The 13,274-nt window shown below is 72.4% G+C and carries 13 protein-coding genes and 1 tRNA gene; 12 read left to right on the top strand and 2 right to left on the bottom strand.

What is annotated here, in order from left to right:
* The first annotated feature begins 97 nt into the window (after positions 1-97).
* From ACZ52C_RS35810 to ACZ52C_RS35780, 7 genes are all read left to right on the top strand, one after another.
* Positions 98-916, top strand: a complete 819-nt coding sequence (locus ACZ52C_RS35810) for a hypothetical protein (RefSeq protein WP_469078704.1) — start codon at positions 98-100, stop codon at positions 914-916.
* Positions 917-1,121: 205 nt separating this feature from the next.
* Positions 1,122-1,412, top strand: a complete 291-nt coding sequence (locus ACZ52C_RS35805) for a hypothetical protein (protein WP_045557605.1) — start codon at positions 1,122-1,124, stop codon at positions 1,410-1,412.
* Between the two features lie 170 nt (positions 1,413-1,582).
* Positions 1,583-2,080, top strand: coding sequence for a DUF5949 family protein (locus tag ACZ52C_RS35800; RefSeq protein ID WP_469078703.1), 498 nt, complete (start codon positions 1,583-1,585; stop codon positions 2,078-2,080).
* Entirely contained in the window at positions 2,080-2,739 is a 660-nt protein-coding gene (locus ACZ52C_RS35795; protein WP_469078702.1) for a vitamin K epoxide reductase family protein, read from the top strand. The genes ACZ52C_RS35800 and ACZ52C_RS35795 overlap by 1 nt, the downstream gene beginning before the upstream one ends.
* Before the next feature lie 158 nt (positions 2,740-2,897).
* Positions 2,898-3,404 (top strand): hypothetical protein, encoded by a 507-nt coding sequence (locus ACZ52C_RS35790; RefSeq protein ID WP_469078701.1) that lies wholly within the window; start codon positions 2,898-2,900, stop codon positions 3,402-3,404.
* 132 nt (positions 3,405-3,536) lie between these two features.
* Entirely contained in the window at positions 3,537-3,977 is a 441-nt protein-coding gene (locus tag ACZ52C_RS35785; RefSeq protein ID WP_469078700.1) for a tyrosinase family oxidase copper chaperone, read from the top strand.
* The gene (locus tag ACZ52C_RS35780; protein ID WP_469078699.1) at positions 3,961-4,827 is read left to right on the top strand and encodes a tyrosinase family protein; all 867 of its coding nucleotides are present in this window, start codon (positions 3,961-3,963) and stop codon (positions 4,825-4,827) included. The genes ACZ52C_RS35785 and ACZ52C_RS35780 overlap by 17 nt, the downstream gene beginning before the upstream one ends.
* 162 nt (positions 4,828-4,989) lie before the next feature.
* Here the strand turns inward: ACZ52C_RS35780 and ACZ52C_RS35775 are convergent, their stop codons facing one another.
* Positions 4,990-5,289 (bottom strand): chaplin, encoded by a 300-nt coding sequence (locus ACZ52C_RS35775; RefSeq protein WP_469078698.1) that lies wholly within the window; start codon positions 5,287-5,289, stop codon positions 4,990-4,992.
* Positions 5,290-5,532: 243 nt separating this feature from the next.
* Between ACZ52C_RS35775 and ACZ52C_RS35770 the strand changes: the two genes are divergently transcribed.
* Positions 5,533-5,883 carry a DUF2087 domain-containing protein gene (locus ACZ52C_RS35770; RefSeq protein WP_469078697.1) on the top strand — a complete coding sequence of 117 codons (351 nt, stop codon included), beginning with the start codon at positions 5,533-5,535 and terminating at the stop codon, positions 5,881-5,883.
* Between the two features lie 505 nt (positions 5,884-6,388).
* Here the strand turns inward: ACZ52C_RS35770 and ACZ52C_RS35765 are convergent.
* Positions 6,389-6,461, bottom strand: a tRNA-Arg gene (locus tag ACZ52C_RS35765).
* A gap of 271 nt (positions 6,462-6,732) precedes the next feature.
* On the opposite strand from ACZ52C_RS35765, the gene ACZ52C_RS35760 reads away from it, so the two are divergent.
* The 4 genes from ACZ52C_RS35760 (at position 6,733) to ACZ52C_RS35745 (ending at position 13,105) form a co-directional block, all read left to right on the top strand.
* Positions 6,733-8,412 (top strand): dynamin family protein, encoded by a 1,680-nt coding sequence (locus ACZ52C_RS35760; protein WP_469078696.1) that lies wholly within the window; start codon positions 6,733-6,735, stop codon positions 8,410-8,412.
* Positions 8,409-10,655, top strand: a complete 2,247-nt coding sequence (locus ACZ52C_RS35755) for a GTPase (RefSeq protein ID WP_469078695.1) — start codon at positions 8,409-8,411, stop codon at positions 10,653-10,655. Before ACZ52C_RS35760 ends, ACZ52C_RS35755 begins: the two co-directional genes overlap by 4 nt.
* A gap of 255 nt (positions 10,656-10,910) precedes the next feature.
* Positions 10,911-11,393 carry a single-stranded DNA-binding protein gene (locus ACZ52C_RS35750; protein WP_469078694.1) on the top strand — a complete coding sequence of 161 codons (483 nt, stop codon included), beginning with the start codon at positions 10,911-10,913 and terminating at the stop codon, positions 11,391-11,393.
* Between the two features lie 278 nt (positions 11,394-11,671).
* Positions 11,672-13,105, top strand: a complete 1,434-nt coding sequence (locus ACZ52C_RS35745; protein ID WP_469078693.1) for a Cys-Gln thioester bond-forming surface protein — start codon at positions 11,672-11,674, stop codon at positions 13,103-13,105.
* Positions 13,106-13,274 lie beyond the last annotated feature (169 nt).

Genomic DNA, 13,274 nt, shown 5'->3' with positions numbered 1-13,274 from the left:
CCGAATGGGGTCCCTCGGTTGCAGACGGAGAACACCGATTTCACGGTGAAAAGACAAGGCGAAAAGCCGATCCGTCGTACCGTTGAAAGGAACATTCATGCGTGCTCTGCCCGCACGGCGTCTCGCGGTCCCCGCCCTCTGCGCCACGCTCCTGCTCGGCGTCACCGCCCCCGCCGCCCTGGCGGCCGACGTCGAGTCGACGCGTGACCGCGCCCGGCCGGCGGCGGCCCCCGTCCCCGGCGCGGACGCGCTCCTCACCCAGCTCAAGGGCCTGGGCGACCTCGGTGGCGTACTGAAGCCGGTGACCGATCTGCTCGACGCCGCACTCAAGGCGGACAACGGCCAGCTCTCCGCCGAACAGACGGCCGAGTTGGGCAAGGCCGTGCGGGACGCCATCGACAAGGCCAAGGCGGCCGCCCCGGCGACCCCACCGGCCGCACTGCCGGCCGACCCGGCCGTACCGGCTGCGCCCGCCGTGCCGGACGCCCCGGCCGTACCGGTCACTCCGGCCGTTCCCGCCCCGCCGCCCGCGCCCGCCGTGCCCCCGGCGCCGCCCGCCGCGAACCCGCCCACGGTCCCGGCGGCGCCGTCGGTGCCGGCCGCGCCGCAGCTGCCCGTCACGCTGCCCGCGTACGACCGCGGCCTCGCGCAGCCGGTCGGCAGACTCGCCGCCGACCCGGTGACCGACGCGCTCACCGCCCTGCAGACGGCGGTCGACGCCCTGCTCAAGGCGGTCACCTCCGGTGAACTCGCCCAGGTCCTGCCCGCCGTCACCGGGGTGGTGACCGCGCTGGTCAAGGTCATCGCCGCGATCCTGGTCGGCAGCGGCCTGCCCGTCCCGGCCGACCTGCCGCCGGTGCAGCCGCCGGCCGACCTGCCGGTGACGCCGCCCGCGGCCGTGCCGCCGGTTCGGTAGATGCCGGGGAGAGCCGCCGTGCCGCCGGTCCGGTAGGAGCCGGGCGGAGCCGTCGGGCCGGTCGTCGTCGAGGTCGGCCCGACGGCTCTTTCGTATGACCTGTTGTTCGGCGTCAGATATGACCTGTCCGGTACGGGGTTTCCGTCGGCGCGAGGGCTCGTTGGACACGGCGCAGTCCTTCCAGTATCCCGAGGAGAGGAACTCGATGAAGTCCCTGAAGGCCGCCGCTGTCGTTGCCGGGTCCTTGGCCATCGCTGGCGCCGCCGCGCCGGCCTTTGCCTACGACGCCACGGACGTCACGCCCACCAGCCTCAACGGCGCGGTGAACACGCTCTTCAAGGAGCCCATCTCACCCGCCCCCCTGCAGCAGCAGTCGAACGCGCTCGACACCGAGAACAAGGACTCCGTGCTCCACACGGTGAGCGGCGCGACGAAGACCCTCAACTCCTCCGGCGGTCCGGGCCAGCTCCTCGGCGGTCTGCCCCTCCAGCGCTGACCGTTCTCCTCGCGGTCCCACGGGGCCGGTTCCGCGAAGCCGCGGGGCCGGTCCCGGTCGCGTTGTCTGTTCGAGGGCGTGTCCCTCGTTCGTGTGGTCGGTCGTCGGCTGTCGCCCGGTCGGGTGAAAACGCGGCCGGGTCGTTTGGCGGGCGTGGATAGGGTTCCGCGGTGACTTCAACTTCCGCTGAAACCCGCCCTTTCCGCCCCGCAGACCTCGGCACGCTCGTGGTCATGGCGTGGAGCGGTGAAGCCCCCGACGGGGACATGCCCTACCTGCTCGCCTACACCCTGGGGGACGGGCAGAGCGGCCCCGAGGGCTCCACGGCCGCCGTCGCGGACCTGCTGACGAGCCTCGGCCTCTCCATCGGCGAGAAGGTCGTCGACGGCGCCGCCCACCCCAGCCTGCCGGTCACCCTGCTCGTCGAGGCGGGCCAGGCCGTCGTCACGATGCCGCAGCTCAGCGCCCAGTGCCCCGCTCCGCCGGAGTGGCTCGCCGCCGTCGGCCGACGCGGCTTCGCCTACCTGCTCTTCGCGACCCGCCCCTGGCCCGAGGCCCAGCCCGGGATGCCCGTCGAGCCCGAGGCCCTCGCCGCCTTCGCCGGTGACACCGAGACGCTGACCAGCGCGGCGCACGTCCTCCTGCCGGCCCGCAGCCTGCGCGGCTGATGTCCGTCCCGGCAGGGCGGTCGGGGGATCGGGCGGGTGCCGCGGGTTTCTCCGGTGCGGCGGACGTGGCGAGCACGTCCCGTACGGCGGGCGGCAGCCGTGCCTTCGCGATCCTGCTGCTGATCTCCGGTGCGGCCGGGCTGCTCGCCTCCTGGGTCATCACGCTCGACAAGTTCAAGCTGCTGGAGGACCCGGACTTCACCCCCGGGTGCAGCCTCAACCCGGTCGTCTCCTGCGGCAACATCATGAAGAGCGACCAGGCCTCCGCCTTCGGGTTCCCCAATCCGATGCTCGGTCTGGTGGCCTACGGCATCGTCATCTGCGTCGGCGCGAGCCTGCTGGCCGGGGCCGCCTTCCCGCGCTGGTACTGGCTGACCTTCGACGCGGGCACGCTGTTCGGGGTCGGCTTCGTGACCTGGCTCCAGTTCCAGTCGCTGTACCGGATCAACTCGCTCTGTCTGTGGTGCTGTCTGGCCTGGATCGCCACGATCGTCCTCTTCTGGTACGTGACGTCGTTCGTCGTCCGCGAGGGTTTCCTGCCCGTGCCGGCCGGACCGAGGAGCTTCCTGGCCGAGTTCACCTGGGTCTTCCCGGTGATGCACCTCGGAGTGATCGGGATGCTCGTCCTGACCCGCTGGTGGGATTTCTGGACCAGCTGACCAACTGACTGACCGACCAGCCGACCAGTGGGCCGATAAGCCTCTCGGACTATTGCGGCAGTCGGGCGAATCTTCCGCTGGGGGAGAACTCCGGATCGTTCACCGGGTACGGACGCCGACCCACGGATCCGCCCATTGCCGAAAGGGACCGTACCGAGATGAAGTCGACCACCCGAGGAACCCTTGCCGCCGTCGTCACCGGTGTGGCGGCCGCGGTGGGCGCCTCCGCAGCCCCCGCCGTCGCGGCCGAGACGGTACCCGTCCCCGTACCGCTCGAAGGCGTGGAGCACTCCCTGAACGTGAAGATGCCCACGCTGGGCGGAGAACTGCCGCTGCTGACGCCCGGCGCCCCCGAGGGGCCGAAGTACGTCGAGGGCCGGCTACTGCCCGCCAGCACGCTGCCGCAGGTGCCGCTCGGCGCCGCGCTGCCGGGCCTCCAGGCCGAGACCCCGCTGCCCCGGATCGTCGGGGAGGGCTTCGAGCGGGTCGGCGTCGACGCCCCCGCCGCCGACCTGCGGACCCTCACCCCGGGGCTGAACGTGGACACCCCGCTGACCGCGCCCAACCCCGACGCGCTGGGCCTGCCCAGCCTCAAGGACCCCCAGGCGGCCGTCCTCACCCCGGTGCTGCGGACGGCGCCGACCGCGAACCTCGGGCTCGTCTGAGCCCGCGGCGACACGGAGGACGAGGCCCGGGCCGTACCTGCCCGGGCCGCCCGCCCGGGGGTCACCGCTACCGAACACGACGAGGAGAGAGTGTTGTTCGTCGGCAGAATGACGAGCCGAGCGACGAGCAGAGTGACGGTGGACCCCGCCGCCGACCGGAACAGAACGCGCCGCAACGCGCTGCGCGCCCTGGGGGTGTCGGCCCTCGCCCTGGCCGTGGCCCCCGTCGTCGCCGCCGCGTGGCCACGCCGGTCGGCGCGCCCCGAGGAGGCCGGCTTCGACGAGACGTACCGGGGCCGCCGAATCCGCGGCGCCAAGGCCGACACGGGCCAGGCCGCCTATCTGGGCGCTCGGACGCCCGGCGCGGGCACCTGGGACGTCACCGTCGACGGACGCCCGCTGCATCTGATGCGGCGGGCCGACGGCACGTATCTGAGCATGATCGACCACTACCGCTCGTACCCGACGGCCCTGGACGCGACCCGCGCCGCCGTCGACGAGTTGGGCACGGCCCAGCGCCTGCGGGTGGCGGCCGTGGTGGAGGGGGCGGTCGGCCATGGCCTACACGCGTAAGGACGTCAGCACGCTCACCCGCAGCGAGCGGCGGCGGTTCGTCGGAGCGCTGCTGCAGCTCAAACAGCGCGGTGAGTACGACGAGTTCGTGCGGATGCACATCGACCACTACGTCTCCGACGGTGACGGCGGTCTGCGTACGGCCCACATGGCGCCCTCCTTCCTGCCCTGGCACCGCCGGTTCGTGCTGGAGCTGGAGAAGGCGCTGCGCCGGATCGACGACTCGGTGTCCGTGCCCTACTGGGACTGGACGCGCGACCGGACGACCACCTCGGTGCCCTGGACGGCCGATCTGCTCGGCGGCAACGGCCGGCGCTCCGACAAGCGGGTGATGACCGGCCCCTTCGCGTACGGGACGGGCGGGTGGACCATCACGGAGGGGCTCACGGACACCGAGTACCTCACCCGGGACTTCGGCTATCCCCGCAACCCTGTAGGCCTGCCCACCGCCCGTGACCTGGAGGCGGCCCTCGCCGAGCCGGTCTACGACAAGGCCCCCTGGAACTCGGTCACCCGCGGAGGGTTCCGCAACCGCCTCGAAGGGTGGGGGCAGGGGACCGGCAACGGCTCGTGGCTCAACCACAACCGGGTGCACCGGTGGGTGGGCGGGCACATGGTCGGCGGCGCCTCCGTCAACGACCCCGTCTTCTGGCTGCACCACGCCTTCATCGACCTGCAGTGGACGCGCTGGCAGCGGCGGCACAAGGGGGCGCGCTACCTCCCGGCCAAGCCGCCGGCCCGGGGCGACTCCCAGCGGGGGCGGATCCTCGCACGCGACGAGCGGATGCCGCCGTGGAACGTGACGCCGGGGCAGATGGAGGAGATCGGCAGCGTGTACCGGTACGGGTGAGTGCCGGGCGCTCTGTCGGCGGGTTCTGCCTGCGTCCTGCGGGTTCTGCCCTGCGGGTTCTGCCGACGGGCTCCGGGACGGTGAGAAGCAGGAAGCCCCCGGCGGTGGTGACACCGTCGGGGGCTTCCTGGTACTGCCGTGGCGCCAGGGGTGGCGACCCCGTCAGTGGCCGTAGCCGGCGGACGGGCCGGGGCTGCCCGGGTTGCCCTTGTGGTTGTCGTCGCTCTTGTTGACGCAGACGTTGCCGAAGGCGGGGTTCAGCAGGCCGATGATGTCGATCGTGTTCCCGCACAGGTTGATCGGCACGTTGACGGGGACCTGGACGACGTTGCCGGACAGGACACCCGGGGAGCCGACGGCCTTGGCCTCGGCGCCCGCGTCCGCCGAGGCGAGGCCGGCGCCGCTGAGCACGACGGCGGACGTGCCGAGCGTGACGACGGCTGCCTTCGCGATGCGAGACATCACGTTCTCCTTCTTGATCGGTGAGCACGACCGCTTCTTCGTGGCCGCACGCCCCTTCAACGCGCCCGCGCACCGAGGGTCACGGCGTTCATCGGGGGATCACCCTTACCGAACGAGAGCGTGGGAGCGGCGCCGTCGGACACCGGGCGCCGACGGGAAATGGGGTGCGCCGAGGAGAGCCGGGCGGCTAGCGTCCGACGCGACGGGGGCGGCGGCCGAACAGGGGACAGAGGAGTGAACGGCGTGGAGAAGCAGGCGTCAGCAGAGGGCTTGAGCGCCGAGAGGGCCGTGGCAACCGAGGCGACGGACCGAACCGACCCCGTCCTGCGGACCTTCGTGCGCGACGGGCGTCTCGTCCGGCTGCCGGCCCGGTGGCAGCGGAAGCTGGTCGTCCTGCGGTACGTGGCGGAACGGACCTTCGAGCCCGGCATCGAGTACCCCGAACGCACCGTGAACGAGAAGCTGCGCGCGTGGTGCGAGGACGCCCCGGTGGACCATGTGACCCTCCGCCGCTACCTGGTGGACCTGGGCCACCTCCGCCGACAGTACGGCTTCTACTGGGTCCCGGAGACCGCCCTCACACACCGCCCCTGACAACCTGACGGAGCCGCAGCGAGGCCGCGAGGCCTACTCCTTGTCCCCCTCCTGCGTCATCCGGGCCCGACACGCCCACCGGGCGATCCCACCGCCGACCAGGGACACGAGAACGGCTCCCCAGTCGATGACATGGGCCAGCCCCGGAAAGAACGCGAAGAAGCCGAGCACGACCCCCGCCCCCACGACACAGCGGCAACCCGCCGCGTGGGGTGCGTAAGTGGGGGCATACGCGCCCCGTCGGCACCTTCATGGTCGCGCCGCCCAAGCGGTGATCTTCTGATGAGCACCTGGGAAAACCGGGGCCTCGATGCTGTCGGTTGCGTGATCTTGAGGGGCTCACCATCAAGTGTGATCAAGGCTTGAATGCGTAGGGCATCTCTTTGGCGCGCATTCCGGATCGCGGCACGCTGGGTCATCCGCTGATCGCCTGGTGTGACTCCGGGGCGTGGTGAAGCGGTCCCGGACAGCGAAATGCCCTCCCGGAGGGAGGGCGGGGTGTGGGCGCCCCCGGCAGGACTCGAACCTGCGGCCAAGCGCTTAGAAGGCGCCTGCTCTATCCACTGAGCTACGGGGGCCGGGTGTGGTGGCCTCTGTCGTGGTGCCCGGGTGTGGGCTGATCCGTGACGTTGCCGGGGACAAGGATAGGGCTCCCGAGTCCTTGTCCCTGTTGCTTCGCCTCCGTGGCTCAATGTGGAGGTTCGGTGAAGCGGTCCTGATAATCGCAGGCAGGTACGAATCGTGCACCTCTTTTGCCGCCTCGGGCCCCGGGTGTTGTGCACTCGTTATGCCTGCGCCCCTCTCGTCCCCTCCGTCCCGTGTGTCCTGTCGGCGCGCAGACGTGCTTATATGCTTCAGAAAGTCCACAAAATTGGGCATTCTTCGCATGTGGTGACCTTGGACGTACGGCCTCAGCTGCTCGACGCGCTCTCCGCCCTGCGCGACCGTGTCGCCGCCGCGCGCTTCCCGCTGCCCCTGGCAGGGGCCCCGCGCGCGCGTGCCAACCGCGACGAACTGCTCGCGCAACTCGACGACTACTTGGTGCCCCGGTTGCGACAACCCGAAGCACCGCTGCTCGCGGTGGTCGGCGGATCCACCGGAGCCGGCAAGTCCACTCTCGTCAACTCCCTGGTCGGACGGAAGGTCAGCGAGGCCGGCGTACTGCGGCCGACGACCCGCACGCCCGTCCTGATCTGCCATCCCGAGGACCAACACTGGTTCAGCGGCATGCGGATCCTGCCCAACCTCACGCGCGTGTGGACGCCACCGCGAGAGCCCGGACAGGACCCGGGCGACGACGCGTTCCCGCCGGACGGCGACGGCGACGGCGGCGGCAGGAACGGCGAGCGCTTCCTGCGCATCGAGACCGCCGACAGCCTCCCACCCGGTCTCGCCCTCCTCGACGCGCCCGACGTCGACTCCCTGGACGCCGCCAACCGCGTACTCGCCGCCGAACTCATCTGCGCCGCGGACATCTGGGTGATGGTCACCACGGCGTCCCGCTACGCCGACGCCGTGCCGTGGCACCTGCTGCGGTCCGCGAAGGAGCACGGGGCGACCCTGGTCACCGTGCTCGACCGGGTGCCCCACCAGGTCGTCTCCGAAGTCTCCCGGCAGTACGGGGCGCTGCTGACCAAGGCCGGACTCGGCGACGTACCCCGGTTCACCGTCCCCGAGCTCCCCGAGTCCGCCTGGGGCGGCGGGCTGTTGCCGGGCACCGCCGTCGCGCCGCTGCGCACCTGGCTCATCCAGCAGGCGACCGATCCCGAAGCCCGGGACCAGGCCATGGCCCGCACCGCACACGGCGTCCTCGACTCGCTGCGGTCCCGGATGCCCGAGCTGGCGAGCGCGGCGGCCCAGCAGTACTCCGCCGCCCTCCGGCTCACCGCCGCCGTCGACTCGGCGTACGACAGCGAGCACGCGCGCGTGAAGGGGCGTCTGCAGGCGGGGGCCGTGCTCGCGGGTGACGCCCTGAAGCGGTGGCGCAGTTACCCCCTCGACTGCACCGCGGGTGAACTGCTCGACGCCCTCGTCGAGAGCCTCGGCACCCTGCTGCTGTGCGCGGTCACCGCCGCCGACGAGCGCGTCGGGGAGGCCTGGAGCCGCGAACCCGTCGCCGTGGCCGCCGGGCTGACGGAACGTGACACGAGCGGGGAGAGCGTCGAGCACCGGATCGGGATGACCGTACGGCGGTGGCGGCGTGTCCTGGAGGAGTACGCCGAGGAGGAGGTGCGCGACCTCGACCGGAGCACCGCTCCGGACACGGAGGTGGTGGCCGCCCTGGGGGCCACGGCCCTGCTCGGCGGCCGGCGGGCCCGGTCCGCCGGGGAGGGGCTCGCGCAACGGATCGGCGCGCACGGCGCGCTACGGCTGCGCGACCGCGGCGGACGGCTGCTCACCGACTATCTCGAACGGGCTCTCGACGCCGAGCGTGACCGCCGGCTCGCCCCGCTCGACGCCCTCGACGTACAACCCGAACCGCAGGCCCGACTCATCGCCGCCCTGTCCGTACTGCAGAAGGAGAGGTGACCGCTGTGACCGCCGTCACTGACCACACGGATCAGACCGGGGACGACGTCCCCGAGAGGGGCGACGACAGGCCGGCCCGTCAGGAGCCCGGCAGGGAGTGCGGCAAGAAGGTCGGCGAGATGGTCGATGCGAAGGGCGAGGGCCGGGCCGACGGCCTCGCCACCGGGGCCGAGCGTGCGGAGAGGGGCGGGGGACGGGACGCGGTCGGAGGGCGGGGCAGGACCGTCGCCGGTCCGCCGGCCTCGTCGAGTCGTGAGGAGCGTCCGAGGAGCGGCGAGAACGACGGCCACGCGCGCGTGGACGGCCGTTTCGGCGGCAGCGTGTCCAGCCGCGAGTCCCGAGGGGCCGCAGGGGACCCGTTCGCGCGTACGAAGTCGGACGTGGCCGCGTGCACGGAACCGGGATCGGGCCTGTCCGCACGTGCGGAACCGGGGCCGGGCGCGTCCGCACGCACGGAACCGGGACCGGGCGTGCCCGCGCGTACGGAACCAGGGCCGGGCCTGTCCGCGCGCATGGAACCGGGTGCCGCGGGGACGGAGTCCGGTGATCCCTGGGACGACGGGCTCATCGCCCGGCGTGCCGGCGAGGCCGGGCCCGCCGAGCGCGTGCCGGCGGTGGAGACCAGGGCCCCGGTCGCACAGACGGTCGTCCCGCTCGCCTACGACGGGCAACTGCGGTCGCGGCTCGACGCGCTGCGGGAACTGGTGGGACTGTCCCGTACCCGGCTGGACGGCACCACCCTCGCGGAGGCCGGGCGGGTGCTGGACGAGGCGGCGGCGCGGCGCAGGCTCTCCGGGCAGCACACGGTCGTGGCCATCGCGGGCGCCACCGGCAGCGGCAAGTCGACGCTGTTCAACGCGCTGGCGGGCGTGGCGATCTCGGAGACGGGCGTACGCCGTCCCACCACGGCCGCGCCCATCGCGTGCAGTTGGAGCGACGGCGCGGCGAGCCTCATCGACCGGCTGGGCATTCCGGGACGGCTGCGGAGGCGGCCGTTGCAGAGCGCGGAGGCGGAGGCGCAGTTGCGCGGCCTCGTCCTGGTGGATCTGCCCGACCACGACTCGGCGGCGGTGCAGCACCGGGAACAGGTCGACCGGATCCTGGCGCTGGTGGACGCGGTCATCTGGGTCGTGGACCCGGAGAAGTACGCCGACGCGATCCTGCACGAGCGCTATCTGCGGCCCCTCGCCGGTCACGCGGAGGTCATGTTCGTCGTCCTCAACCAGGTGGACCGGCTCCCCGGCGAGGCCGCCCACCAGGTGCTCGACGATCTGCGGCGCCTGCTCGACGAGGACGGCGTCGCGCTCGGGGAACACGGTGAACCCGGGGCGGCCGTGCTCGCGCTGTCCGCGCTGACCGGGGACGGCGTGGGTGAACTGCGGGACGCGCTGGAACAGTTCGTGGCCGAGCGGGGCGCGCCCGCCCGTCGGGTCCGCGCCGATCTGGACGCGGCGGCCGCGCGGCTGTGGCCGGTGTACGCCAATCAGCGGCGCGCGGGACTCAGTGAGAGGGCGCGCGACGAGTTCGCCGCGCGCCTCGCGGACGCCGTCGGTGCCACCGCGGCGGGCGAGGCCGCCGAGCGCGCCTGGCTGCGCAACGCCAACCGGGCGTGCGGGACGCCCTGGCTGCGGCTGTGGCGCTGGTACCAGGGCCGGAGCGAGCCCCCGACGGGGCGGCTCGCCCTGACGGCGCCCGTGGACGAGGAGGCCACCGCCCGGCAGCGCGTCGAGCAGGCCGTGCGTACGTTGTCGGAGCGCGCGGCGAGGGGGCTGCCCCAGCCCTGGGCCCAGGCGGTGCGCGAGGCGGCCGTACGGGGGGCGCAGGGGCTGCCCGAGGCGCTGGACGAGCTGGCGGTGCGGGCCGGGGCTCCGACGGGTCGACCGCCGCGGCCGGGCTGGTGGCCGGCGGCGGTGCTCGCGCAGGCTTCCATGACGCTGGTGCAAGTCGTGGGTGGGCTGTGGCTGTTGGGGCAGATCATCGGCTTCATGGCACCGAATCTCGGGGTGCCGGTACTGCTGATGGTGATCGGCATCGTCGGTGGTCCGGCTGTCGAGTGGGGCTGCCGGCTGGCGGCACGCGGTCCGGCACGGCGGTACGGCGATGAGGCGGAACGGCGGCTGCGGGAGGCCGCCGCCGGGTGCGGACGGGCGCGGGTGCTGGAGCCGGTGGCCGCCGAGCTGCTGCGGTACCGGGAGGTGCGGGAGCAGTACGGACGGGTGCTGGGGGCGGCGCCGGTGCGGTGAGGCGCGGTGGCGCTGTCGTGGCGGTGGGGTGATCGGCGGCTCCCGCAGGGCCGGTTCACCCCCTCGGGTGACGGGGTTTTCCACAACCGGCGAGTAGCGCACAGGGCTCAGCGGGCTCGGCCCGACGGCGGCAGTCTGGACACGCGGCGAGCACAGCACCGCCGCACGACGGACGCAGCAGCCGTACGGGACGGGCCCGTGCGCGTGTCCGATGCCGTCGGCGTCCGACGCCGGCGTGAAGGAGGGGTTCGCGAGATGAACGAGACGATGGTGTGCGTGGTGGGGAACGTGGCGACGCAGCCGGTCTGCAAGGAGCTGTCGACGGGGTCCTCGGCCCGTTTCCGGCTGGCGGTGACCTCGCGGTACTGGGACCGGGAGAAGAACGAGTGGACCGACGGGCACACCAACTTCTTCACGGTGTGGGCCAGGCGCACGCTCGCCGCGAACGTGGCGTCGTCCGTCGCGCTGGGCGATCCGGTCGTGGTGCACGGGCGGTTGAAGGTGCGCACCGAACAGCGCGACGGGCAGACTCGGGTCTCGGCGGACGTCGACGCGGTCGCCGTCGGCCACGATCTGTCGCGGGGGACGTCGGCGTTCCGCCGGACGCCCAGGGGCGATGCGTCGATCACTGCCCCGTCCCCGTCGCAGCCGGAGCCGGCCTGGGAGACACCGCCGCCCGGCAGCCGGCTCGACCTCGCGGGCACCGAACTCCGCCCGGAGCCGGTCGGTGTGACGTGAACTCAGGCCCCCGGCCTCGCAATGCGGGTTCCGGTCGTGGTTCATAGGCGAACGCTCTGTGAAAGGTCAGTGCGTGCCCCTCATCGATTTGTCGATAGGTGCTGTTCGTGAGCTGTGCACCCGATAACGATTCCGATTCGGATCGGTTGTCCGACGATACGACTGGGAAGAGTGGTGCGCCGCATCCCTAGGATGCCGGACATAGCTCACGGGGCTTCTGATTCTGCTGGTGGGACCACACCCCCCACGTCAACGGGTCCTGCTCGAAGGGAAATTCTGTGGTTTCTTGGTTCACGGCGTCGATCTCCGGTCGGTCCGGGCGGGCCGCGCGCAGACGAAAGGCCGGCCGCATCGCCGCCGTCTCGCTCGCGTCCGGTCTCGTCGTCGCGGGTGCGATCGCCACCGCGAGCCCGGCCGTCGCCGACGAGGCACCGCGGAGCTCCGGCGGTGCGACCGCCACCATGGGCGGCCTCAAGACGTACGGGACGGCCGTGCTGCGTACCGACGAGGGCCAGGAACAGCAGCTCCCCGCAGGGCTGTTCGAGATGTTCGTCGACGGAGGCGGCACCCTGCGGACCTACTGCGTCGACGTCCAGAACCCGACGCAGAAGGACGCCACGTACCAGGAGACCCCCTGGAGCGGCACCTCGCTGGGCGCCAACAAGGACGCGGGCAGGATCCGCTGGATCCTGCAGAACTCCTACCCGCAGGTGAACGACCTCGCGGCGCTCGCCGGCAAGGCCGGGGCCCAGGGTCTCACCGAGCAGGACGCGGCGACCGGCACGCAGGTGGCGATCTGGCGGTACTCCGACGGGGCCGACGTGACGGCCCAGGACCCGGAGGCGGAGAAGCTCGCCGACTACCTGGAGAAGAACGCGCGGAACCTGGCGGAGCCGGCCGCTTCCCTCACCCTCGATCCGCCCGCGGTCTCCGGACGGGCCGGTGAGCGGCTTGGCCCGGTCAGGGTGCACACCAACGCCGACGGTGTGACCGTGGTCCCGCCCTCGGACGTGACGGCGGACGGCGTCCAGGTCGTCGACGCGGACGGTGAGGCCGTGACCTCGGCAGGTGACGGCAGCGAGCTGTACTTCGAGGTGCCCGAGGACGCCGCGGACGGCACGGCCGAACTGACCGTGCAGGCCTCGACCACCGTCCCCGTCGGCCGCGCCTTCGCCTCCGAGACCCGGAGCCAGACCCAGATCCTCGCGGGCTCCAGCGAGTCCACGGTCTCCGCGACGGCGACCGCGCACTGGGCCGAGAAGGGCGCCATACCCGCACTGTCCGCCGAGAAGAACTGCGCCGAGGGCGGCCTGGACATCACGGCCGCCAACGAGGGCGACAAGCCCTTCACCTTCGAGCTGATGGGGATCACGTACACCATCGAGGCCGGGGAGACCCGGACGGTCACGATCCCGCTGCAGGAGGACCAGGCGTACGACTTCACGATCGAGGGGCCGGGCGGCTACGCGAAGCAGTTCCGGGGCGTACTCGACTGCCGCACCGAGACCGAGGCCGGTGCGGGCGGTGACTCGGTCCAGACGCTGAGCGAGCCGAGCCCGGCGACGGTCGCGGGCGGCACGGTGACCGACACCGGCACCGACCTCGCCGAGACCGGCAGCTCCGGCGCGACCCCGGTGATCGGCGGCATCGCCATCGGACTGGTCGTGATCGGCGGCGCGGTGATGGTCGTACTCCGCAAGCGCAACCCCTGAGGAAGACGCCGGACGGAAACGCCGGTACGAGGACGGCGAGGACGTCAGGGAAAGAGCTCCTTGGCAACTCAACAGTGAGTGACCGCGCGATGACACGTGCGCCCGGCGCGGCCCCGGTACGCCCCACAGGCATCGGGGCCGCGTCGCTCGTACGGGAGGTTCACCATCC

The organism is Streptomyces sp. NPDC034049 (genome assembly GCF_055575575.1).
This window is presented reverse-complemented; position numbering and strand designations above follow the sequence as displayed.